22 protein-coding genes and 1 tRNA gene are annotated in these 22,756 nt (G+C 66.6%); 11 read left to right on the top strand and 12 right to left on the bottom strand.

What is annotated here, in order from left to right; translation table 11 throughout:
* Nucleotides 1-23 precede the first annotated feature (23 nt).
* The 3 genes from H2037_RS06205 to H2037_RS06215 form a co-directional block, all read right to left on the bottom strand.
* Nucleotides 24-992: a FecR domain-containing protein gene (locus H2037_RS06205; RefSeq protein WP_292119134.1), complete on the bottom strand. Its 969-nt coding sequence runs from the start codon at nt 990-992 to the stop codon at nt 24-26.
* Between the two features lies 1 nt (nt 993).
* The gene (locus H2037_RS06210; RefSeq protein WP_292119137.1) at nt 994-1,494 is read right to left on the bottom strand and encodes a sigma-70 family RNA polymerase sigma factor; all 501 of its coding nucleotides are present in this window, start codon (nt 1,492-1,494) and stop codon (nt 994-996) included.
* A 312-nt stretch (nt 1,495-1,806) separates the two neighbouring features.
* Nucleotides 1,807-1,898: transfer RNA gene (locus H2037_RS06215), tRNA-Ser, on the bottom strand.
* Nucleotides 1,899-1,992: 94 nt separating this feature from the next.
* Here H2037_RS06215 and H2037_RS06220 point away from each other — a divergent pair.
* From H2037_RS06220 to H2037_RS06235, 4 genes are read left to right on the top strand one after another with little or no spacing between them, the layout of a single operon-like run.
* The gene (locus H2037_RS06220) at nt 1,993-3,519 is read left to right on the top strand and encodes an exopolysaccharide biosynthesis polyprenyl glycosylphosphotransferase (RefSeq protein ID WP_292119139.1); all 1,527 of its coding nucleotides are present in this window, start codon (nt 1,993-1,995) and stop codon (nt 3,517-3,519) included.
* Nucleotides 3,516-4,976 carry a lipopolysaccharide biosynthesis protein gene (locus tag H2037_RS06225; protein ID WP_365833297.1) on the top strand — a complete coding sequence of 487 codons (1,461 nt, stop codon included), beginning with the start codon at nt 3,516-3,518 and terminating at the stop codon, nt 4,974-4,976. The genes H2037_RS06220 and H2037_RS06225 overlap by 4 nt, the downstream gene beginning before the upstream one ends.
* The gene (locus H2037_RS06230; RefSeq protein ID WP_292119141.1) at nt 4,973-5,914 is read left to right on the top strand and encodes a glycosyltransferase; all 942 of its coding nucleotides are present in this window, start codon (nt 4,973-4,975) and stop codon (nt 5,912-5,914) included. Before H2037_RS06225 ends, H2037_RS06230 begins: the two co-directional genes overlap by 4 nt.
* On the top strand, nt 5,914-6,843 hold the full coding sequence (locus H2037_RS06235; protein WP_292119144.1) for a glycosyltransferase family 2 protein: 930 nt from the start codon (nt 5,914-5,916) through the stop codon (nt 6,841-6,843). The genes H2037_RS06230 and H2037_RS06235 overlap by 1 nt, the downstream gene beginning before the upstream one ends.
* On the opposite strand, the gene H2037_RS06240 is transcribed toward H2037_RS06235, so the two are convergent.
* Both H2037_RS06240 and H2037_RS06245 read right to left on the bottom strand, forming a co-directional pair.
* Nucleotides 6,840-7,541: a hfsB gene (locus H2037_RS06240; protein WP_292119147.1), complete on the bottom strand. Its 702-nt coding sequence runs from the start codon at nt 7,539-7,541 to the stop codon at nt 6,840-6,842. The two genes, H2037_RS06235 and H2037_RS06240, sit on opposite strands and share 4 nt — an antisense overlap.
* A 50-nt stretch (nt 7,542-7,591) precedes the next feature.
* Entirely contained in the window at nt 7,592-9,031 is a 1,440-nt protein-coding gene (locus H2037_RS06245; protein WP_292119150.1) for a Wzz/FepE/Etk N-terminal domain-containing protein, read from the bottom strand.
* A 122-nt stretch (nt 9,032-9,153) separates the two neighbouring features.
* On the opposite strand from H2037_RS06245, the gene H2037_RS06250 reads away from it, so the two are divergent.
* Entirely contained in the window at nt 9,154-9,915 is a 762-nt protein-coding gene (locus tag H2037_RS06250) for a polysaccharide biosynthesis/export family protein (protein WP_292119153.1), read from the top strand.
* Between the two features lie 2 nt (nt 9,916-9,917).
* Here H2037_RS06250 and H2037_RS06255 read toward each other — a convergent pair whose 3' ends face one another.
* Both H2037_RS06255 and H2037_RS06260 read right to left on the bottom strand, forming a co-directional pair.
* The gene (locus H2037_RS06255) at nt 9,918-10,229 is read right to left on the bottom strand and encodes a sel1 repeat family protein (RefSeq protein ID WP_292119155.1); all 312 of its coding nucleotides are present in this window, start codon (nt 10,227-10,229) and stop codon (nt 9,918-9,920) included.
* 172 nt (nt 10,230-10,401) lie between these two features.
* The gene (locus tag H2037_RS06260) at nt 10,402-11,127 is read right to left on the bottom strand and encodes a glutathione S-transferase N-terminal domain-containing protein (protein WP_292119158.1); all 726 of its coding nucleotides are present in this window, start codon (nt 11,125-11,127) and stop codon (nt 10,402-10,404) included.
* A 177-nt stretch (nt 11,128-11,304) separates the two neighbouring features.
* Here H2037_RS06260 and H2037_RS06265 point away from each other — a divergent pair, with 177 nt between their 5' ends.
* Nucleotides 11,305-11,856, top strand: coding sequence for an RcnB family protein (locus tag H2037_RS06265; protein ID WP_292119161.1), 552 nt, complete (start codon nt 11,305-11,307; stop codon nt 11,854-11,856).
* Between the two features lie 152 nt (nt 11,857-12,008).
* A complete protein-coding gene (locus tag H2037_RS06270; RefSeq protein WP_292119164.1) occupies nt 12,009-12,911 on the top strand; it encodes an RcnB family protein in 903 nt (300 codons plus the stop codon).
* 46 nt (nt 12,912-12,957) lie between these two features.
* On the opposite strand, the gene gatB is transcribed toward H2037_RS06270, so the two are convergent.
* Nucleotides 12,958-14,460: an Asp-tRNA(Asn)/Glu-tRNA(Gln) amidotransferase subunit GatB gene (gatB, locus tag H2037_RS06275; protein WP_292119166.1), complete on the bottom strand. Its 1,503-nt coding sequence runs from the start codon at nt 14,458-14,460 to the stop codon at nt 12,958-12,960.
* A gap of 97 nt (nt 14,461-14,557) precedes the next feature.
* On the opposite strand from gatB, the gene H2037_RS06280 reads away from it, so the two are divergent.
* Nucleotides 14,558-14,890: a hypothetical protein gene (locus H2037_RS06280; protein WP_292119168.1), complete on the top strand. Its 333-nt coding sequence runs from the start codon at nt 14,558-14,560 to the stop codon at nt 14,888-14,890.
* Between the two features lie 62 nt (nt 14,891-14,952).
* On the opposite strand, the gene pyrC is transcribed toward H2037_RS06280, so the two are convergent.
* From pyrC to ruvX, 4 genes are read right to left on the bottom strand one after another with little or no spacing between them, the layout of a single operon-like run.
* On the bottom strand, nt 14,953-16,224 hold the full coding sequence (gene pyrC / locus H2037_RS06285) for a dihydroorotase (RefSeq protein WP_292119170.1): 1,272 nt from the start codon (nt 16,222-16,224) through the stop codon (nt 14,953-14,955).
* Nucleotides 16,221-17,216, bottom strand: coding sequence for an aspartate carbamoyltransferase catalytic subunit (locus tag H2037_RS06290; RefSeq protein WP_292119173.1), 996 nt, complete (start codon nt 17,214-17,216; stop codon nt 16,221-16,223). Before H2037_RS06290 ends, pyrC begins: the two co-directional genes overlap by 4 nt.
* Before the next feature lie 23 nt (nt 17,217-17,239).
* Nucleotides 17,240-18,163, bottom strand: a complete 924-nt coding sequence (locus tag H2037_RS06295; RefSeq protein ID WP_292119176.1) for an AEC family transporter — start codon at nt 18,161-18,163, stop codon at nt 17,240-17,242.
* Between the two features lie 10 nt (nt 18,164-18,173).
* On the bottom strand, nt 18,174-18,653 hold the full coding sequence (gene ruvX, locus H2037_RS06300) for a Holliday junction resolvase RuvX (RefSeq protein WP_292119180.1): 480 nt from the start codon (nt 18,651-18,653) through the stop codon (nt 18,174-18,176).
* A 448-nt stretch (nt 18,654-19,101) separates the two neighbouring features.
* Here ruvX and gatC point away from each other — a divergent pair, with 448 nt between their 5' ends.
* The 3 genes from gatC (at nt 19,102) to H2037_RS06315 (ending at nt 22,461) form a co-directional block, all read left to right on the top strand.
* On the top strand, nt 19,102-19,389 hold the full coding sequence (gene gatC / locus H2037_RS06305; protein ID WP_292119184.1) for an Asp-tRNA(Asn)/Glu-tRNA(Gln) amidotransferase subunit GatC: 288 nt from the start codon (nt 19,102-19,104) through the stop codon (nt 19,387-19,389).
* A gap of 2 nt (nt 19,390-19,391) precedes the next feature.
* A complete protein-coding gene (gene gatA / locus H2037_RS06310) occupies nt 19,392-20,870 on the top strand; it encodes an Asp-tRNA(Asn)/Glu-tRNA(Gln) amidotransferase subunit GatA (protein WP_292119187.1) in 1,479 nt (492 codons plus the stop codon).
* Nucleotides 20,871-21,033: 163 nt separating this feature from the next.
* A complete protein-coding gene (locus tag H2037_RS06315) occupies nt 21,034-22,461 on the top strand; it encodes a site-specific integrase (protein ID WP_292119190.1) in 1,428 nt (475 codons plus the stop codon).
* Nucleotides 22,462-22,756: the final 295 nt, after the last annotated feature.

A 22,756-nucleotide genomic window follows, 5' to 3' on the forward strand; every position in this document is an offset into this window, starting at 1 on the left:
CAAAAACTTGCTCTTATCGTCACCTAAGCTTCTGACAGAACGTAGTGATCCGCCCCTCGACGGGTCAGCTTGTAGCCGTGTAGGCGCGCGATCGCGGCCAAGGCGTTTTCAGGCTGGCCATAGGCGAAACGCCCGCTGACCAGCGCATCTCCCATCCCGTTCCTGGCCAGTTCGACCTTGACGCCCGTGGCGCGGTGCAGATCGTCGATCACGCTAAGCAGGCTCGCTTCGTCGAGTTCCAGCCATCCCGCCGTCCAAGCGGGCAGAGCGGTTTCACTGTCGGGTTGGTCGAGTACGGCGTGCTGGACGGCGCCCTTGAGAACCCGCACCCTCTCACCGGCCTTGGCCCGTGTGACCGCCCCCTTATTCGAGACCACCTCTACGACCCCTTCGAGCACCACCACCTCGACCAGGGCGCCTTTCGGCGTATCGTGCTGCTCGACATTAAAACGCGTGCCGACGGCGGTGACACGGACGCCGCCGGCATCGACGGTGAACGGGCGACGACTGTCCGGGGCCACCTCGAAAAATCCTTCGCCCTTGAGGCGCAGGTCGCGCGCATCCCGGCGTAGATCGGCCCGAACCTCGCTGGCGCCGTTCAGGCGAACGATGGACCCATCGCCCAGGGTGATGGCCTCGACGTGGCCCCGCTCGCCACGGATCCGCTCGCCTCGCGGCATTGTGTCGATCAGCACCACACACGCCAGGCTGGCCGCGACCAGGCCCGACGCGGTCGCCCAGGGAAACATCGCCCATCGCCGAGCCGGGAGGTCGACCGCGCCCTGTCGCGACACGCGCTTGGCGGCCAGCAGCATGGCGGGATCCGCGAGCAGCAGTTCATGGCGCGCAAGCAGGGCCTGACGATCCGGTCGGCCGGCCAGCCAGGCCTCCAACTCCGCCTGTCGCGACGGCGCCAGGCCGCCACCCAGAAGTTCGTCCGCCCACAGCGCAGCCGTGCGGTCATCCGTCGGATTAGTCCGTTCAGTCGGCATGTCAGCCCTCCACCGCTTGCCGCAACATCAGCGCGGCTCGGCTGTAGTGCTTCTGGACCGCTTCGGTCGATAACTTCAGGTCTCGTGCAATGACATCATAGGCTTGCTCCTCGACCCTGCGTCGAATGAATACTTCCCGGCGAAGGCGGGGCATGGCCTCCAGCGCCGCCTGGAAGAGTTGCAGGCGCTCGGTCATGTCCAGGGCCTCCAAAGGCGTCGCGGCCGCGTCGATGGGCGTGTCCACGCCCTCCAGATCGTCCAGAGAAACCGGCGGGCGCGTTGCGCGTCCGTTGTCGATCAGGATGTTTCTCGCGGTCCGCATCGCATAGGAAAGCGGATCCGCGATAAGCGAGCCCCGCGCGCGCGACAGCACCCTGGCCATTGCTTCCTGAACGACATCTTCCGCATCGGCGGCGGAGCGCAGGCGTCGGCGCACATAGGCCAGAAGTGTTCGGTTATGCAGGACAAGCGCACGTCCGACCTCCTGCTCATGACTCGACACGCCCGCGTCCCCCCCGAAATCAACGCCCCGCTCTAGAAGCGTTGCGTTACGAGAACCGCGAACTTTCGTGTCAGTTTGAATGCGAAACTAAAAACGTCACTCGAGAGATCCTGACCAACAAGAAACCCTCGACGCCTTCGGGAAGGTCGTCCATTTCCTCATCGGCGACGTGGATCGTGTCGAACACAGGTCGATGTTCGGGCTTCGACCTTCAATATCGCAAGCCTTCACCGTGCCAAACCCGCCCAATGACACGCCTGGCGCGGCTGGATTTGGCCAAATGGCCGCAACTTACTGATTTCATTGAAAAAATGGCGGAGACGGAGGGATTCGAACCCTCGGTACCCCTTACAGGGTACGACGATTTAGCAAACCGTTGCCTTCAGCCACTCGGCCACGTCTCCAGCGAAGGGCTCGATAGCCGAGCCTGCGGCGTCGTGCAATCCGGTTCGGCGCAAAGTCCTGTTGTTAACGCGACATAGAGGCGGGGCGTGCAGGATGGCGGCCATTCTGAAATCACGGATCGCCATGCCTGATTGCGCCTCTCCCCTCGCCGCGACCGAAGTTGCGACGTCGATCGATCGCGCCGCCGGCGCGCGTGGACCGTTCCGGCCCGAAGCCTGGCTGAACGCCCGACAGCGGTCGGCGGTGCGGCTCGCCGTCTATGGGTTCCGCGCGGCGGATATCGCAGCGGTGGTCGGACTGGCTGTTCTGGCTCTGTGGTCGCTGGGCTCCGTCGATCCCAGGACGGTGACGGTGGCCGCCGTACTGCCGATGGCGGTGGGGACGGTTACAGCCCTGAGTCTTCTCCGGGGCCTGGGCCTATACCGGTTCGGCCGGGACGGAGCGCCCCTGATCCACCTCGGCTGCGTGGTCGCGACGGGCTTGCTCGCCACCGGAGCGGCGGGCGTGGTCGGACTGTTGTTTCAGGATCATGGCCTGGGCGCCGTGATACCCTGGGGTGTGGCGACGACGGCGGCCCTGATGGGATTGCACGGCCTGTGGCTGGGATTGACGACACGCTGGCGGCGACAGGGCATCCTGTCGCCCAATATCGTGATCGTCGGCGCCGGCCGCAGCGCCGAGGCCCTGATCGAGCGGGCGCTGGAACGGCGCGATCTGAATGTGCTGGGCGTATTCGATGACCGTCTGTCGCGCACGCCCGACCACCTGGCCGGGGTGCCGGTTCTGGGTCCGGCCGACGCCCTGCCGAACCACCGGATACTGCCCTATGTCGATCGGGTCGTCCTGGCCATCGACGCCGAGGCCGGACCGCGCGTTCGCGAACTGACGCGTCGGCTGGAGACCCTGCCCAATCCCTTGACCGTCCTGGTCGGGGCAGAAGCTGGTCGCGAAGCGGCCATGGCCCGTCTGGCCGAGGCGCCCCTGGCGACGATCGGCGACGGCGGAGCGGCGGACCGGCGCGCCTTTGCCAAACGGATGCAGGATCTGCTCATCGGCGGCCTGGCCCTGGTCCTCGCCGCCCCGGTCATGGCGGTCATCGCCGTGGCCATCCGACTGGACAGCCCCGGCCCGATCTTCTTCCGCCAGCGCCGCCACGGGTTCAATCAGGAGGCCGTGGTGGTGTGGAAATTCCGCTCGATGCGCCACGCCGCCGCCGACGCCACCGCCAGCCGCCAGATCACCGCCAACGACGACCGTGTCACCCGTGTCGGCCGCTTCATCCGCGCCACCAGCCTGGACGAGCTGCCCCAGATCTTCAATGTCCTGACGGGTGAGATGTCCCTGGTCGGCCCCCGCCCCCACGCCATCGGCATGAAGACCGGCGAGACGGAATCCGCCCTTCTGGTCGCCGAATACGCCCATCGCCACCGGATCAAACCGGGCATGACCGGTTGGGCCGCCATCAAGGGATCCCGCGGCCCCGTCGCGACAGAGGCGGAGGTGCGCCGCCGCGTCGCGCTCGACATCGACTATATCCAGCGCCAGTCCTTCTGGCTGGATCTGTGGATCATCCTGATCACGGTCCCCGTCCTGCTGGGCGATCGGGCGGCGGTCAGGTGAGCGAGAAACACATGTTCTGGCGGGGCGTCTGGGGCTATCTGCCGGCCCAGATCGTCCAGGGCGTGGTCGGCTTCCTGACCATCGTCGTCTTCACCCGCCTGCTCAGCCCTGAGGATTTCGGCCGCTACGCCCTGGCCTTCTCCGTGACTACCCTGGCCCACACGGCGACCTTCAGCTGGCTGGAGGCGTCGATGGCGCGCTTCTGGGCGGCCGAGCGCACTCCCGAAGGCCTGGCGACCCATTTCGCCAGCCTCTATCGCACCTCCTTCGCCCTCATCGCCGTCTTCGTCCCCGTCGCCGCCGTCGCGGTCTGGCTGCTGCCGCTGACCCCAGCCCTGAAGCTGGCGGTCGGCTTCGGCCTGGCCGGAGCGCCGATCCGCAATCTGGCCAAGCTGGCGCAGGAGCGTTATCGCGCCGCCGGCGAGGTGTCCAAAGCCGCTTGGGTGGACATGGCCGTGGCCCTGCTGGGTTTCGGCGTCGGCGCCGGATTCGCCCTGGCCGGCGGCGGCGCGGCCTCGCCGATGCTGGGCCTCATGCTCGCCCCGCTGTTCGTCCTGCCCTTCATCCTTCCCGGCGAACTGCGACGTTCGACCGGCGGTGCCTTGGATCGCCAGAGGTTGAAGGCCTATGCCGCCTATGGTTATCCGATCGCGGCCTCGCTGACCCTGGCCCTGGTCCTGGCCTCGACCGATCGCTTCCTGCTGGCGGCCTTCATGGATACGGGGGCTGTCGGCGCCTATCACGCGGCCTACACTCTGGCGAACCGAACCCTGGACATCCTGTTCATCTGGCTAGGCGCGGCCGGAGCGCCGGCCATGGTGATGGCGCTGGAGCGCGGCGGGCGCGAGGCTTTGAGAAGAGCGGCGCTGGAGCAGGGCGAGATTCTCATCCTCGTCGGCCTGCCGGCAGCGGTCGGACTGTCTCTGGTCGCTCGCCCCCTTGCCGAACTGATGATCGGCCTTGATCTGCGCGCCGCCGCGGTCATGGTGACGCCCTGGATCGCCGCCTCGGCCCTGATGTCCGGCCTGATCGCCTATTATTTCGGGCTGGGCTTCACCCTGGCCCGCAGGACAGGGCTACTCCTGGTCACCATGGCCATTCCGGCGGTCTGCAACATCTTGCTGAACCTGCTCCTGATCCCGCGGCTGGGAGTGCAGGGCGCCGCCATATCGACGGCTCTCAGCTTCCTGATCGGCTTGATCGCCTGTTTGGTGATCAGCCGTCGCGCCATCGCCCTGCCCATCCCTTGTGAGGCGCTGATCCGCTGCGGGATCGCCGCAGCCGGCATGACCGGGGTGGTGTCAGCCCTGCCGCCGCTGGGCGGGCTAATCGAACTGGCGCTGGATGCAAGCGTCGGAGGGATGGTCTATGCGGCGCTGGCCGTGACGCTTAACGCAGCCGGGGTGCGCGACCTGCTGCGCCGCCTGATCCAGGCTCGACGGAGCGCCCCGGCATGAGTTCCTCGCGCGCCGACATTCACGACAATATTGGCTGGGCCGATGCCCGGCCCGTCGTCTCCGTCCTCATCCCCTTCCTGCGCGACGACCCAGAACCCCTGTTGCGCCAACTGGATACCGAGGCCGCCGCGCTGGCGGGCCGAGTGGAACTGGTCCTGCTGGACGACGGCACGGGCGACGCCGCCCTGACCGCCCGGTTGAAGGCGGTGATCGACGCCCTGGCCCTGCCGGCCCGGCTCGTCACCCTGTCCGACAACGAAGGCCGAGCGCGAGGCCGCAACCGCCTGACCATCGCCGCACGCGGTCACGCCTGGCTGTTTCTCGACAGCGACATGAAGCCGGACGATCCCCGCTTCCTGCAGATTTGGGTCGATCTGGCTGGGCGCGACAATCCGGCCGTGGCCTTCGGCGGCTTCTCGCTGAAACAGGCGCCGCGCGACCGCCGCTTCGCCGTTCACCGCGCCCTGTCTGGCGCCAGCGAATGCGTGCGCGCCGCCCAGCGCGCCAGGACGCCCGAGAAATACGTCTACACCTCCAACCTTCTGGTCCGGCGCGACGTCTTCGGCTTCGAATCCTTCGACCCCGGCTTCACCGGCTGGGGTTGGGAGGATGTCGAATGGGCCATGCGGGTGTCGCGCCGTTTCGCCGTGGTCCATATCGACAATCCAGCCACCCACATGGGCTTGGACACGGTGACGGACCTGGCGCGCAAGTTCGACCAGGGCGCCGCCAACTTCGCCCGCGTCGTCGCCCTTCACCCCCAGATCGTCCAGACCTATCCCAGCTACAAGGCCGCCCGCGCCCTCAAACGCCTGCCCGCCCTGCCGATGGCCCGCCGCCTGATGAAGGACGCCGCCCTGTCGCCGCTGTTGCCGACGCGAGTTCGCGCCTTCGCCCTGCGAATGTATCGGGCGGCCGTCTATGCGGACGCGATCTGATGCGGGATGTGGCCGTCGTCATCCCGACCCTGCGCCGCCCGGTCATGCTGGAGCGGGCCCTGCGGTCGGTCTTCGCCCAGGTCGGGTCGCTGGACCGGGTCGCCGCCGTGGTCGTCGCCGATAACGACCCCGACGGATCGGCCGCCGCCCTGGTCGAACGGCTTCGCGCAGAGGCCCCGGTTTCCCTGATCTACGCCCCCGCCCCCGTCCCCGGCGTGGCCACGGCGCGCAACATCGGCCTCGCCGCGACGGCCGCCCCGTTGATCGCCTTCCTCGACGACGACGAAGCGGCGTCGCCGGGCTGGCTGGCGGCCCTGTTGCAAGCCCAGGCCCAGACCGGAGCCGACGTCGTGTTCGGGCCGATCCGGGGCCGCGTGCCCGACGGTACGGGCTGGACCACCGCCTATCTCGAACGCTTCTTCGGCCGCGACGGACCGGCCGAGACCGGTCTGACCGACGAGATCCACGGCTGCGGCAACAGTCTGATGGTGCGCGCGACCGCCCTGCCCGGCCCGGCCCCGTTCGACACCGCCATGAATGAGACGGGCGGCGAGGACGACCGCCTGTTCACGGCCCTGCGGGCGCGCGGCGGGCGTTTCGGCTGGGCCGCCGAGGCCTGGGTCGACGAGTTCGCGCCGCCGCACCGCGCCACCCTGAGCTACGCCCTGCTGCGCGCCTTCGCCTATGGCCAGAGCCCCAGCCAGATGGCCGCCGACCGTCGCGACTGGCTCGGGGTCGTGCGCTGGATGTTGATCGGCGCCGCACAAGCCGGGGTCTGGGGCCTGGTCTCGTTGGGTTTGACCGTCCTGCACCGCCCCGCCCGTGCGGAAACCCTGGACCGTATGGCGCGGGGCCTGGGCAAGCTGTTCTGGACCAAGGGGTTCGAGCCGAAACTCTATGGCGCGGCGATGCTCCGCAAGCAGGCTTAACCCGCCAATCGACCTAGAAAACTGGGCGGACGATAGGTCGAACGGTTCATAACCACGCCGGCTATTCGTCCGCCGACGGCCTCGATTTCATCGCGCAGGATCACCGGCTCATGCGCGGCCGTGCTGCCCGCCGCCACGACCAGGACCGTCACGTCCACGAAGGGCGCCAGGATGATGGCCATGTCGTTGCGGTCGGCCGCCGGGCTGTCGATGACGATGGTGTCCGCGTGCGGCCGCAGGGCGTCCCAGTAACGCGGCTCGCCCACCGCCTCGACCCGATGGCCGGAGCGCAGGGCCTCCATATGGAACCGCGTGGTCCATAGACGCCCGCCCAGGCAGGGTCGGGCCGTCAACAGACGCGCGGGCAGGATCGGCTTGCCGTCCTTGCCGGTCGGCGCGGGCGTGACGGCGAAGAAGCTGGAGCCGTCGGGCGAGGCCTGGGCCGGCTTGCCCAACTGACCGAAACGGTCGGGTTCGGCCGCTATGGCCTCCAGTTGCCCTTGCTGGGCCAGGTCGCCGTCGACCAGCCAGACAGGCTTGCGGGCGCGCACGGCGGCCAGACGCGAAAACTCCCGCGCGACGGTCGAAACGCCTTCGCCGGTCGCGGCGGAGGCGAACTGGACCACGCGGGCGCGATAGGCCGGCGCCGGTCCCAGCGCCGCCCAGAGGCCGGCCATTTCGGACGTCAGATCGACCATCGAATCGCTACGCGCGCTCCACCACGACCCAGCCTATCACGCGCATGGACCTAGTGCGCCTTCGCCGGGGCCACGGCCAGAACCGGCATGTCCAGCGTTCGCCGCACCGAGTCCGGCGTCGAGAAGCCGCGCCGTGTGAAAATTCGCAGCAGGCCGATGCACAGGGCGGTGAAGGCCGCGAACAGGAAGACGGCGGCCAGGGCCGGCGCCTTCAGGCTCTTGCCGGTTGACGGCGGCTGGGCCCGTTCGATGACGGTGACATTGTCGGCGCCGGCGGCCACCAGGGCGTTGTCCGCCCGGCTCTGGCTCTCGCGCTGCTGGAACTCGCGGATGTTGGCGGTCAGGACCTCGCGGTTGCCGGCCAGGGTCGCGTTCTCGGACTCAAGAGCCGTCAATCGGGCCTGTCGCGTCCGAATGTCCGTCAACTGACGATCCAGCGCCGACAGCCGTGCAGCCAGAGAATCGCGGTCCGCCTGGGTGTTGATCCGGGTGGTCTCCAGCTCGGTCCAGACGGGGTTGGGCCCGGTGCGGACCTCCTTGGCCCCGACGGCGGTGCCGGTCGAGACATAGGACTGCAGCCGCGCGATCCGCGCCTCTATGTCCTTCACCGGCTGGGCGTCGGCCTGATAGCGCGACAGCAACTGTTCGCGCTCGGTGCGGAGTTGCAGGATCTGGTCCTGGGCGGAAATGTTCAGATCTTGCTGGAGGGCCACTTCGGCGGGCGTGCCGGCCTGTTGCGCCACCAGGGTGTTCAGTCTCTGGCTGGTCTGGTTCAGCTGGCTCTGCGTCGACATCCTGTCGGTGAAGACCGTCTGATAGGTCGCCGCCAGGGTCGCCTTGGCGGCGGCGAAATCGCCGATGTCGTTGGTGGTCAGGAACTGCTCATAGGCGCGATCGGCCTCCTGCAGGTCCCCTTCAAAGGCCAGCCTCTGGGTGGCGATGGCCGGGGTCTTGTCCTGGAAGACCTCGCGGCGATAGGCCAGATACTGCTCGATCACGGTGTTCAGTATCCGCGCCGCCCGCTCGGGATCGTCCGCCTCGTAGCTCAGGCGAATGACCGCGCTGCCCGGCGCCGTCCCGACGCCCAGACTGCCGCCGATCAGCTTGCGCGCCGCCGCCTCGGCTCTCTCTTTCGAACCGCTCGGCTGTTTGCCCAGAATGGCCGCCGGTCCCAGCGCGTCCACCACCCGCTGGCGCACCTGGCCCGAGCTCAGGATCGCGGCTTCCGAATTGGCGACCTCGTCCCCCTGGGGCGCCTGCCCCCGCTCGGCCGTGCCGACCCGCGGCTGATAGACATATTCCTGTCCCACCCCGGCGAAGACCGCGCCCTGGGCCGTATAGGTCTTCTTCAGGGTGAAGGCGGCCGCCGCTCCCAGCGCGAAGATGATCAGAAACACGATGATCATCAGCACCAGTTCGCGGAATAGCAGCCCGACGACATCCAGCACGCCGTAACGCGGTCGGGTCGTGACATAGGCCGTCGAACGCATGGGCGGGGCGAATCCTGAAACTCTTGCTGGAATCCACCCTTGGCCCACCGGCGTTAACCAGCAGTTACCCATAAGGGGCGAGGCTGGCCCTCAACGCCCTTTTCGTCGGACAGACCGATTCCATGACCCCAGATCGCCGACTGTTCCTGCTGGCCCTCGGATCGGCCTCAGCCGCCCTGGCAGCGTGCGGCGGCGGCAACGCCGCCCGGATGCCGCGCCCCTCGGCCGGGGTGCAAAGGGTCGAGACGGCCGGTCGCGGCGACTTCCCGACCATCCCTTTCGCCGACTGGACGGACGAGGAGCCGGATTATCTGCTGTATCCGGGCGACGAGATCGAGGTGGCGACGCCCACGGCCACGGAACTGACGCGCACTCTGAAGGTCGGTCCCGACGGTCGCATCGCCCTGCCCCTGATCGGTCAGGTCATGGCGGCGGATCGCAGTCTGCCGGAGCTGGAGCAAGAGGTTTCCGCGGCCTACGCCTCGCAACTGGTGCGGCCGGTGGTCGAGGTGACGCTGCGCCAGGCCGGCCCCATCCGGGTCTGGGTCGACGGCGAGGTGCGCACGCCCGGCGTGATCGAGATGACCGGCGACCTCGACGCTCATCAGGCGATCGTTCAGGCGGGCGGTCTGCTGCCGTCCGGCAAGCCCGAACGCGTTGCGCTGATCCGTCGCGGTCCCGGCGGGTCGCGCATGCTTCGGGTGGTCGATCTTCGTCCGCGACGCGGCGAGGTCGTGGCCTTGCGTCGGGGCGACATCATCTTCGTGCCGCGCTCGACCTTGGGCGAACTCGCCGCCTTCTTCACCCAGGTGCGCGCCGCTCTGCCCATCGGCTTCAGCTATTCGATCAACGGATCGAACGGCAACGGCTACGCGACCTTCTGAAATCAGGCGGCCAGACGGACCACGCCCATGTCGATGTAACGACGGGCGGCCTTCTGGGCCTCGGCGATTTCTTCCCGTTCCATCTCCTGGCTCATCTCGCGGCGATAGACGCGCGCCTCGATCGAGCCCTTCATGGCGGCCAGGTTGAAGATCATATGGGCCGAGACGCGGTCCATCGGGCACCCGCCCGAGCCGGCCGAATACATCATGCCCAGCTTGAACAGGTCATCGCCCGACATGTCGGTCGTCGGCAGCGGCAGGGTCTCGGCGTCCGAGGCGGCCTGCGGGTCGTGCGCCATTTCTTGCGCGTTCATCACCGTATCTCCTGAACGGATGCCGTTCTGGCCCCGTCTCTGATACCGCATCAAATACCGCCGGTTTGAAGTTAAAGTTAACGGCGAAGCGCGTCACAAAAGTTTTCAGTAAAGCAGAAATGAATACTCCGGCGTTGATTCAGCATTCTGAAATCTCTCGGAAATCTCTTGTTTACGCCTTGAGCGCGCGCTGACCGAACAACAGCCTGCGCGCCGCCTCGGCGTCCTTGCCCGAACCGCCCGCGTTTCCTCGCCTTTCCTCCAGCAAGACGCGGCCTGCCTTGACCGCCGGGCGCGCGCCGACCCGTTCGACCCAGGCCGCCAGATGGGGGAAATCGGCGAGGTTCTGACCCTGCAGCGCCGGCAGGATCCAGGGCCAGGCGGCCATGTCCGCAATGGAATAATCGCCGGCCAGATAGTCGCGATCCTTCAGGCGGCGATCCATCACCCCATACAGCCGGTGGGTCTCGTTGGTGTAGCGCTGGACGCCATAGGCGATCTGGCGCTGGTCGCGGATCATGGCGGGCGCATACTGGCGGAAATGATGGGTCTGGCCCGCCATCGGACCCAGTCCGCCCACCTGCCAGAACAGCCACTGATCGACCTCGACCCGCGCCCGCCTGTCGCTGGGATAGAAGCGGCCCGACTTGTCGCCCAGATATTGCAGGATCGCCCCGGATTCGAAGATCGAGATGGGCTGCCCGTCCGGCCCGTCCGGATCGACGATGGCGGGCATCCGGCCGTTCGGGCTGATGGCCTGGAAAGCCGGCTCGAACTGTTCGCCTGTGCCGATGTTCACCGGTTTGACCTCATAGGCCAGGCCCATCTCCTCCAGGGCGATGGAGACCTTCCACCCGTTCGGCGTCGGCCAGTACCAGAGCTGGATCGGTGCGGTCATGGAGAAGGCTTCCTGAGCGGGACAGCCTTACATCTGGGGCCCCGTCCGCGCGACCGCAACGCCCATTTCAATCCTGACACGGTCGTTCAGGAGGCGTTCAGACGGGGAGGACGACCTTCAACGTCATTAACGGGCCAGTTCGTCGTTTCCGTCGGCGGCCCAGAATGGAGCACGCTGATGAACCGCCTCACCAAGGCCGCCGTCGTCGCCCTCGCCCTGTCCACCACGGCCGTCCCCATGCTGGCCGAGGCCCAGAGCCGCGACCGCCGGGAATACCGCCAGGACCGCCGTGACGACCGGAGGGACTATAACTCGGAACGCCGTGACGACCGTCGCGACTGGCGCGAGGCTCGTCGGGATGACCGACGCGACTATCGTGATGACCGCCGCGACGACCGACGCGATTACCGTAATGACCGCTGGGACCGCAACAATCGGGACTGGTGGCGCGGGCGGTCGGACTTCCGGGGCTATAACGGGCCGCGGTCCGGCTACTGGTATGCGCCGAACTATGGCTACTACCGGGTCGCGCCGCGCTACTCGAGCTATCGCTGGCGGACGGGCGGCTATCTGCCGGCCCAGTATCGCAGCTATTACGTGAGCGACCCCTATTTCTACGGCCTGCGTCCGGCCCCGCGCGGCTATCGATACGTCCACGCCGGTAGCGACATCGTGCTCATCGCCGTCGCCACGGGTCTGATCGCAAGCGTCCTGTCCAACGTCTATTGAAACGCCCGCCTTTGACCCAGAAGGCCCCGCGACGTGCGTTCGCGGGGCCCTACCGGAGAACTGCCAACTGAAGCCCTGTTCGCCAGGGCTCATCCTCGAGACTGAGAAAACACCCGAGCCGGCGGAGAACCGGCGTCCAGGAACAGAAGACCATGAAACGCCTCTTGATGGCTTTCACCGCCATCGCCGCCGTGGCCGGCCCGCTCTCCGCGCCGCTCTCGGCACTCGCCCAGGACCGTCGGCCCGATCGCGAACACCGCGACGCCGACCGTCCGCAACGCCCCCAGACCTCGCGCGGCGAGCGTCCGACGCCGAACCGGCCGATGCAATCCCGCCCGGAAACCTCGTCGCCGCCTGATCAATCCAGCGGACAGAGGCAGGAACGATCCAGATCAGACGATGCGCGTCCAGACCGTCCGGCGCGTTCAGAGCGTTCGGAAGGCCGCTCAAACCGCCAGGACCGTTCCGACCGGCGAGATCGCGCCGAACGCCCGGACGGCGGCTGGAATCAGCAGGATCGGCCCCGTACCGATGACAGGCGTTCGGATCGACCCCGCGACGACAGCGCTCGGCCCGGCCGTTCCGAAAACGACCGGAACCGCTCCGATCGCCGTAACAACGACCAGACGCGGTACGGAGAGTCCCACCGCTCAAACTCCGATTGGAACAGGAATCGGAACCGCGACCGCCACGACGACTTCCGTCGACGTTTCAACAGCGAACAGTGGCGGCGCGACTTCTATCGCAATCACAGGTCCGACTGGTGGCGCAACGACAGACGGTTCCGGGGTTACAGCGGCGTCCGTATCGGCTTCTACTTCGCGCCGGGCTGGGGCTACTACAGCGTCCCTCGCTCGTATTGGGGCCGCTATTGGTCCGTCGGTCAGTACCTGCCCGATACCTTCTGGCGTTATCGGTTGGACGACTGGCGGACCTATGGCCTCGGCTATCCGCCGGAAGGAACCCGCTGGGTGCTGGTCGACAACACCATCTATCTGATCGACGAACACGACGGCTATATCATCGACGTCATCCGCGACGCCTGGAACTGGTAGCCATGAGGAAGGGCCCGGAGATCGCTCTCCGGGCCCTTTGTTTCACCTAAAGCCCCAGCTTGGCCTTCAGGATGTCGTTGACCGCCGCCGGATTGGCCTTGCCGCCGGTGGCCTTCATGACCTGACCGACGAACCAGCCGAGCGCCTGGGGCTTTTCAGCCACCGCCGCCGCCTTGTCGGGGTTGGCGGCGATGATGTCGTCGACCGCCTTTTCGATGGCGCCGGTGTCGGTGACCTGTTTCAGGCCATGTTTCTCGACCACCTCGGCCGGGCTGCCCTCGCCGTTCCAGACGTGGTCGAAGACTTCCTTGGCGATCTTGGACGAGATGACATTGGTCTCGATCAGTTCAACCAGTTGCGCGACGTGCGCCGCCGGCAGCGGGTTCTCGCTGAAGTCCTTGCCGTCCGCCGCCAGGCGCGCCGAGACCTCGTTCGTGACCCAGTTGGACACCAGTTTGGCGTCGCGCCCTTTCGCGGCGGCCTCGAAATAATCGGCCTTGGCCTGTTCGGAGATCAGCACCACCGCGTCGTATTGCGACAGACCGTATTCGGCCATCAGCCGCTTGCGCTTGTCGTCCGGCAGCTCGGGCAGAGAGGCCTTGATCTCGGCGATCCAGGCTTCTTCCAGGTCCAGAGGCAGCAGGTCCGGATCGGGGAAATAGCGATAGTCCTGCGCCTCTTCCTTGGACCGCATCGAGCGGGTCTCGCCCTTGGTCGGATCGAACAGCCGCGTCTCCTGGGTGATCGAACCGCCGTCCTCCAGGATCTCTATCTGGCGGCGCGCCTCATACTGGATCGCCTGGGAAATGAAGCGGAAGCTGTTGACGTTCTTGATCTCGCAGCGGGTGCCCAGATAGCCGAAGTCGCCGGTCTCCTTGAACTTGTCGTAGTTTCCGGCGCGGCAGACCGAGACGTTCACGTCCGCCCGCAGATTGCCCTTCTCCATGTCGCCGTCGCAGGTGCCCAGATAGACCAGGATGGTGCGGATCTTCTTGACGTAGGCGACCGCCTCTTCCGGACTGCGCAGATCGGGACGCGAGACGATCTCCATCAGGGCCGTGCCCGCGCGGTTCAGATCGACATAGGATTCCGTCGGCGACAGGTCGTGGATCAGCTTGCCCGCATCCTGCTCCAGGTGCAGCCGCTCGATGCCGACGTTGAAGAAGCTGCCGTCCTCGGCCTCCACCTCGACCACGCCCTCTCCGACGATCGGATAATAGAGCTGGCTGATTTGATAGCCGGTCGGCAGGTCGGGATAGAAATAGTTCTTGCGATCGAACTGGCTGCGCCGGTTGATCTGGGCCTGCAGCCCCAGGCCGGTCTTCACCGCCTGTTCGACGCAGTGCTTGTTCAGGGTCGGCAGCATGCCGGGGAAGCCCGCGTCCACCAGCGACACCTGCTCGTTCGGCCCCGCGCCGAAGCCGACGGCGGCGCCGGAGAACAGTTTGGCTTTCGACGCCACCTGGGCGTGGATCTCCAGCCCCATGACGATTTCCCAGGCGCCGGTCCGGCCCTGGATCAGTTTCGAGTTCGTAGCGGTGTCGATCATGGCTTCGTCCTAGCGCCGTCGTCGGCGGCGAGAAAGGGGGTGTCTTGAGGCTGTCGCGAAATCGCGCTCAACATTGGTCGCCTCAATGGAGAATCCCATGTCCAAGACCCTGTTCGCCGCTGCTGCGGCTTCCCTGCTTCTGGTCGGCGCCGCCTCGGCCCAGACCGCGCCGGCTCCTGCTGAAGATCACGCCCATGACGAAAATCATGCCGAACATCCGACCATCGAGAGCCCGATCGAGGCCCTGGTGGCCGATCCGGCGACCAAGGCGGTGCTGGAGAAGCACCTGCCCGGCATGGACAAGCATCCTGCCTACGGCCAGTTCAAGGGCATGAGCCTGCGTCAGGTCGCGCCCTATTCCCAGGGGGCCATCACCGATGAGAAGCTCGCGGCGATCGAAGCCGACCTGAAAGCGCTTCCGGCGGCCTGAACAACGAGGGGCCAGCGAGATAGCGGGCCCCTCCCTCTCCCGGCGGGAAAGGGAAAGGCAGGTCAGAAGACCTTCCTGCCGCCCACCCAGGTTCCGACCACCTTGCCCTGGAGCCTGCGCCCGTCGAACGGCGAGTTCTTCGACTTCGAGTGCAGCGCATCCGCATCGACGATGATCGGGGCGCCGGGGTCGAACAGGATCAGGTCGGCGGGGGCGCCCTCGGCCAGGACGCCGGCGTCGAGGCCCAGCAGGGCGGCGGGGCCCTGGGTCAGGGGGCGCAGCACGTCCAGTAGGTCCAGACCGTCCTCATGATACAGGGTCAGGGCGGCGGGCAGCAGGGTCTCAAGCCCCACGGCCCCGGGCGCGGCCTCGGCGAAGGGACGGCGCTTGTCCTCGGCGGGGGCTGGGGCGTGGGCGGAGGTGATGACGTCGATCAGGCCTTCGCGCACGGCCTCGATCAGGGCTTGCCGGTCGGCTTCCGACCGCAACGGCGGGTCCAGCCGGTAGAAGGTGCGATAGTCGCCGATGTCCACCTCGTTGAAACACAGGTGGTTGATCGAGACGCTGACGGCGACTTCCAGCCCCTTGGCGCGGGCGCGGGCCAGGGTCTCGAGCGCGCCCTCGGTCGAGATCTGATCCACCAGGAAGCGGGCGCCGGTCTGTTCGACCAGGGCCAGGTCGCGCTCCAGCCCGATGCGTTCGGCGATGGCCGGGCTGCCGGACAGGCCCAGCCGGGTCGCCAGCTCGCCCGAGGCGGCGACCGAACCCTCGGTCAGCCAGGGGTCGGACGGACGGCAGGCGATCAGGGCGTTGAAGGCGGCGGCGTAGCTCATCACCCGCTGCAGGGTGCGGCTGTTGACGATCACCTTGTCCACATCGGTGAAATAGAGGGCGCCGGCCTCGTCCATCAGACCGATCTCGGCCATCCGCTCGCCGCCCAGGCCCTGGGTGGCGGCGCCGGCGGCGCGGACATTGACCAGGTTCAGAGCCGCGCCGCGCCGCTGGACGAAGTCGATCATCGCCGGGTCGTCGACGGCGGGATCGGTGTCGGGCTGGACGACGATGGTGGTCACGCCGCCGGCGGCGGCGGCCAGGCTGGCGGACTTCAGCGTCTCTTTCGGTTCAGCGCCCGGTTCGCCGGTCTTGACCCGAATGTCGATCAGGCCGGGCGCCAGGCACAGGCCGTCGGCGTCGATCACCTGATCGGCGTCGAGGGCCGCCGCGCCGTGGACGACGCGAACGATGCGGCCGTCTTCGATCAAGACGCCGCCCGGACCGTCATAGTCGGTCGCGGGGTCCAGCAGGCGGGCGTTGACGATGGCCAGGGTGTTCATCGGGCGTCTCCCCAGCGGGCGGAGAGGGAGGCCAGCACGGCCATGCGGGCGGCGACGCCCATCTCGACCTGATCCTGGATCAGGGAAACGTCCAGGTCGTCGGCGACGTCGGAATCAATCTCGACGCCCCGGTTCATCGGGCCGGGGTGCATGACCTTGGCGCCCGGCTTGGCCCAGGCCAGTTTCTCGCGGTCCAAGCCCCAGAAGCGGAAATACTCGCGGGTCGAGGGCACCAGGGCGCCGGCCATCCGCTCCAGCTGAAGCCGCAGCATCATCACCACGTCGCAGCCCGCCAACCCCTCGCGCATATCGTGGAAGACCTCGCAGCCCCAGCGGTCGGCGTCGCCGGGCACCAAGGTCGGCGGGCCGATCAGGCGGACGCGCGCGCCCATCATCTGCAGCAGGGCGACGTTCGATCGCGCCACCCGGCTGTGGGTGATGTCGCCGCAGATGGCGACGGTCAGGCTGGTCACGTCGCCAAACGCGCGGCGCATCGACAGCAGGTCCAGCAGGGCCTGGGTCGGGTGTTCGTGCCGGCCGTCCCCGGCGTTGACGACGGCGCAGCCGACCTTCTGGCTCAGCAGTTCCGCCGCGCCCGAGGCCGAATGGCGGATGACCAGAATGTCCGGCTTCATCGCGTTCAGCGTCACCGCCGTGTCGATCAGGGTCTCGCCCTTCTTCACCGACGACGAACCGACCGGCATGGTGACCACGTCGGCGCCGAGACGCTTGGCCGCGATCTCGAACGAGGAACTGGTGCGGGTCGAGTTCTCGAAAAACAGGTTCACGACCGTGCGGCCGTGCAGAACCTCAAGCGCCTTGGACGACTGGCGATTGAAGTCGACGAAGGCGTCGCCCAGATCCAGCAGCTGCGGGGTGACGAAGGGGTTCAGATCCGACGCGGCGAGGAAATGTTCCTTCGGAAACGGGATCAACCGCTCGAGGATGGTCTGATCGGTGACTGGCCGGGTATGGGGGGAGGGCTGGGTCATCGAGACGCGGCTATAGGCGCGGTTCACGCCAAATGGAACAGGGCCAGAAACAGGGGCATGGTTATCGCGCCGCCGACCGTGGTCAGGGCGATGACCCCGGCCATCAGGGGCGCGTCGCCGCCCATCTGCCGCGCCAGCATATAGGAGGCCGCCGCCCCGGGCGTCGCGCCGCACAACATGGCCAGGGCCTGGGCCAGCTGATCGCCGCCCAGCGCCCGACAGACGCTCCACATCAGCAGGGGCATGACCAGCAGCTTGACGATCGAGACGCCCGCGACGGTGATCCGGCGACGCGCCACCTCGGCGAAGCTGAGTCCCGCCCCGGCGACGATCAGGCCCAGCGGCAGGGCGGCCCCGCCGATCAGCGCCAGAATGCGCGACAGGACCGGAAAATCCGGGGCGCCGACGAAATTCAGCGCCAGACCGATCAGACAGGCCATCAGGATCGGGTTCTTCAGCATGGCCACAAACAGCGCGCGGGGAGAAACGCCGCGCTGATCGGCGCCCCAGCGGGCCAGCACGGCGACGCAGGCGATATTGGTCACCGGAATGATACAGGCGATCATGACGGCGGCGACGGCCAGACCCTCCGCCCCGAAGGCGGCCTGGACCACGGGCAGGAAGACGAAACTGTTCCACCGGATCACGCCCTGGAAGACGCTGGTATAGGCCGGGCCGTCGAGGCGGATCATCGGCTTGGCCGCCAGGGTCAGCAGACCGATGACGATCACCGAGATCACCGCCGCGCCCCCCGCCGGCCCGGCGCTGTCGCCCGACAGATCGGCGTGCCAGATGGCGGGGATCAGAAAGCCCGGATAGAGCAGATTGATCGACAGTTTCTCGATCGGCCGCCAGGCTTCGTCCGGCAGGAAGCCCGACTTGCGTAGCCCATAGCCGATGGCGATCAGAACAAAGACCGGCGCGATGCCGAGGACCAGCCCGCCCATCAGACCCCCGTCAAACCCAGGTCGCCTGATCCCGCACCCGGTCCAGCGCCCCTTGCAGGATCCAGGCGGCGGCGGTGCGGTCCACGACCTGGGCGCGGCGCTTGCGATTCAGGTCCAGGTCCTCGATCAGGAACCGTTCGACCGCGCTGGTCGACAGCCGCTCGTCCCAGAAGGCGATATTGATGGGCCGCAGCCGCTCCAGATTGCGGGCGAAGGCGCGGCACGACTGGGCCCGCGGCCCCTCGGTTCCGTCCATGTTCGCGGGCAGGCCGATGACCAGGGCCGAGACCTTGCGATGGGCCATCAGCTTGAACAGCTGTTCCGCTTCATGCGTAAACTTGGATTTGCGGATCAGCTCTAGCGGCGAGGCGATCAGACGCGTCGCGTCCGACACGGCGACGCCAATGGTCTTCTCGCCCAGATCCAGCCCCATCCACGGCGTGTCGGGCGGGCAGGCGGCGGGCAGGTCGAGGAGGTCGAGAACGGGCACGGCCTGCGGTTAGGACCGGCGCGGGGCGAAGTCAAAGGCGATGAGTTGAGGAAGCGGCGTCAGTCGGACCCCAAGATTGGCAGTCGCCACGTGCCAGATGCAAACGCCGATCATCAGACGCCCGCGTTAAAGCGGCGTCCTCAGACCATCAAAATTTATGTATCGCCCGCTCCATACGGCGTCTGCGCAAGGGTTTGAGGCCGATTTTGCGCCCCCAACCCATCGGTCCCTCAGGCGCGGTTATAGTGTCGGGTCGTAAACGCGGGAGGCGGGCTGTGAAGTGGATTTGGCAGGTTTGGCGCCTTTGGCGCCTTGTCACCCTGTTTTCGTGCCAACCGCCATGCGCCACCGGGGTTGAAGGCGAACACGGCCTCGTTCTTGTGAATCCCCGCCTGTGCCGCTAATCCCGCCCCCTAGACCCCATTATCGACGTGCATTGGAGGGCCGCATGGCCATCGACGCCGCGACGGTGCGCAAGGTTGCGCATCTCGCCCGCATCAAGACCCCTGAGGATCGGCTGGAGCCGCTGGCCCAGGAGCTGAACGGCATCCTGCAGTGGATCGAACAGCTGAACGAGGTCGATGTCGAAGGCGTCGAGCCCATGACCTCGAACGTCGCCCAGCCTCTGCGCCTGCGCGACGACGTGGTCACCGACGGCGGCAAGATCGACGCCGTCCTGTCCAACGCCCCGAAGTCGGCCGACGGCTTCTTCGTCGTGCCCAAGGTGGTCGAATAGTCATGAGCGACCTGACCAAACTGACCCTGAAGGGCGCCGTCGACGGCCTGAAGGCCAAGGAATTCACTTCGGCCGAAATCACCCAGGCCTTCCTGACCAATATCGAGGCCGCCAACCCGACCCTGAACGCCTATGTCGAGGTGACGGCGGACAAGGCCATGGACATGGCCCGCGCCTCCGACGCCCGCATCGCCTCGGGCGAGGGCGGGGTGCTGGAAGGCGCGCCGCTGGGGATCAAGGACCTGTTCTGCACCGAGGGCGTGCAGACCACGGCCGGCTCCAACATGCTGCGCGGCTTCGTCCCGCCGTATGAATCCACTGTCACCGCCAATCTCTGGCGTGACGGGGCTGTCATGCTGGGCAAGCTGAACATGGACGAGTTCGCCATGGGCTCGTCCAACGAGACCTCGGCCTTTGGTCCCGTCAAGAATCCGTGGAAGTCCACCGGCTCCAACGCCGATTTGACGCCGGGCGGCTCCTCGGGCGGTTCGGCCTCGGCCGTCGCCGCCGACCTGTGCCTGGCCGCCACCGCGTCCGACACCGGCGGGTCGATCCGCCAGCCCGCCGCCTTCACCGGCACGGTCGGGATCAAGCCCACCTATGGCCGCGCCAGCCGCTTCGGCATGGTGGCCTTTGCCTCCTCGCTGGATCAGGCCGGCCCGATCACCAAGACGGTCGAGGACGCGGCCCTGCTGCTGCAATCCATGTGCTCGTTCGACGCCAAGGATTCCACCAGCCTGGACGTCCCAACGCCGGACTGGACCCAGTCCGTCGGCAAGTCGGTCAAGGGGCTGCGTATCGGCGTGCCGCGCGAATATGTCGTGGACGGCATGCCGGCCGAGATCCAGGCCCTGTGGGACCAGGGCGTGGCCTGGCTGAAGGACGCCGGCTGCGAGATCGTCGACATCAGCCTGCCGCACACCAAATACGCCCTGCCCACCTATTATATCGTGGCGCCGGCCGAGGCCTCGTCGAACCTGGCCCGCTATGACGGCATGCGGTTCGGCCACCGGGCGGAAGAGTTCAAGTCGCTGGACGACCTCTACGCCACCTCGCGCGCCGAGGGCTTCGGCAAGGAGGTTCAGCGTCGCCTGACCATCGGCGCCTATGTGCTTTCGGCCGGTTTCTATGACGCCTATTACGTCCGCGCCCTGAAGGTGCGTCGCCGCATCGCGGAGGATTTCGACAATGTCTGGGGCCAGGTCGACGCCATCCTGACCCCCTCGACCCCGTCGGCCGCCTTCGCCATCGGCGACAAGCAGATCGACCCCCTGACCATGTATCTGAACGACGTCTTCACGGTCACGACCAACCTGGCCGGCCTGCCGGGCATCTCGGTCCCCGCCGGCGTCGATTCCGGCGGCCTGCCCCTGGGCCTCCAGGTCATCGGCAAGGCCCTGGACGAAGCCACCGTCTTCCAGGTCGGCGCCGCCCTCGAACGCGCGGCAGGCTTCACGGCCAAGCCCGGGCAGTGGTGGTGAGATAAAACTCCCCTCTCCCGATGGGATAAGGCTAGAACGCTAAACAACTAGAAAAACACAACATTTTTTGCTATGATATCGCTACACGATGTCTGCACGTCACGGTAGATCAATGACTTAGCGCCGCGATGTGCACGAAATCTGCACGACGATGGAGGCTGTCATGGCGTTTGTCACGGACAAGGAAGAACTGAAACCCGGACTGGTCATCTTCCGGCGTGGTGATTTGCAGACGCGGGATTGGTACTGCCGTGTGAGGCTGCCGAAGGCGACGCGCTACAAGACCATCGCCTTGAAGACGCCGGACATCACGACGGCGCGCACCCTGGCATACGACCACGAAAGCGAAATCCGCTTCTCGTTGAAGCGCAATCTGCCGGTGTTCAACCGCCCGTTTGCGACGGTAGCGAAGGACTATATCGCAGAGCAGAGACTGCGCGCGCAGCGAGGCGAGATCACTCTCGGCCGGGTCAAGCTCATCGAGTCGGTCGTGAAAAACCAACTCAACCCCTATGTCGGCAAGACCCAGATTGACCTGATCGCGCTGGATCGCTGGCAGAACTATCCGTCTTGGCGACGGTCGCTCGGTCAAGGGCGGATGACACGCCACGGTAACGTGCGCCCGATGACGGAGGTCGAACGCTCTGCCGCCAAAGAGGTGGCCGAAGGCAAGGCCAAGGAAAAGCTTCGTCGGGACGGCAAGCCGCCCGAGACGAACCCCAAGGCGGAGCAAACGGAATGGATCATCGTCAGCGACGCCACCATCCGTTTCGAGATGAAGATCTACCGCGCCATCATCAATGACGCGGTTTCAAAACAGGAGGCCCCGCCCCATCACCGCATCGAGGGGATGCCGTCGCTGGAGAAGCAGCGCCGCGATGCCTTCACGCTGGAGGAATACCGCCGCCTTCACACCTACGCCCGCACCAAATGGGTCGGGGCCGCAAAGACCAAAACCGCCCGCTGGTATCGGGAGATGGTTTATCAGTTCGTCCTCATCATGTGCAACACGGGCATGCGGCCCTCAGAGGCGCGTAACCTGCGTTGGCGCGACGTGATGGAGGCGACCGACAAGAACGGCAAGCCGGTCACGGTGTTGTCCGTGCGGGGCAAGGCCAAGTCCCGCCAACTTGTCGCTCCGAGTAGCAACGTCGGGAAATATCTGGACCGCATCCGCGCCATTGCGGTGAGCACCGCTCCAGAGACGCCAGTGTTCAGCAACGCTACCGGCAAGGAAGAACCCACCCTCTATAAGGCTTTCATCGCCGACTTGCTGGACGACGCGAACCTGCGTGTTGGCCCCTCCGGCATTCTTCGCTCGACCTATTCGTTCCGGCATACCTACGCCACCATCCGGTTGACCGAAGGCGTTAGCGAGTTGCTGCTGGCCGAGCAGATGGGAACTTCGGTGCAGATGATCCAGGAGCATTACGGCCATGTGGACACCATCAAACATGCCGACCTCGTGTTGCAGGGCATGAGCGATTGGGAGCCGCAGGAGTCGGTGGCCACGACTGAGGAAAAACAAAGCGTTCAGATCAAACGCGCCGCGCGGGCCAAGCGAACGACAGAACCGCGCAAACCCCATTGATGTCCTGCCGTCGCCGCCGAGGAGCCACGCACCGAGTTCGGTGCGCCGCTGATGGCGAAGGGCTGGTCTGAACCTCTGCCATACGTCCGATGCGCAGCCTGCGCCCTTGATCGGCCGGTTGGCGAAGCAGGCCGGTGGAGTGAGCCGTGTCGAGATCGATGCGGCCCGCAGGCCTGCGTCTTCCGCCGCTTCGTCCCGCGCGCCGTGGCGCTCTTGGAGGGGCGATAGCAAGGCCTCATACTTCGGATTACTGCTAACGTCAGTGTATTGAGGTCACTCTAAAGACGTGCTCGTG

Origin of the sequence: Brevundimonas sp., from assembly GCF_013912065.1 — a bacterium.
GTDB lineage: Bacteria > Pseudomonadota > Alphaproteobacteria > Caulobacterales > Caulobacteraceae > Brevundimonas.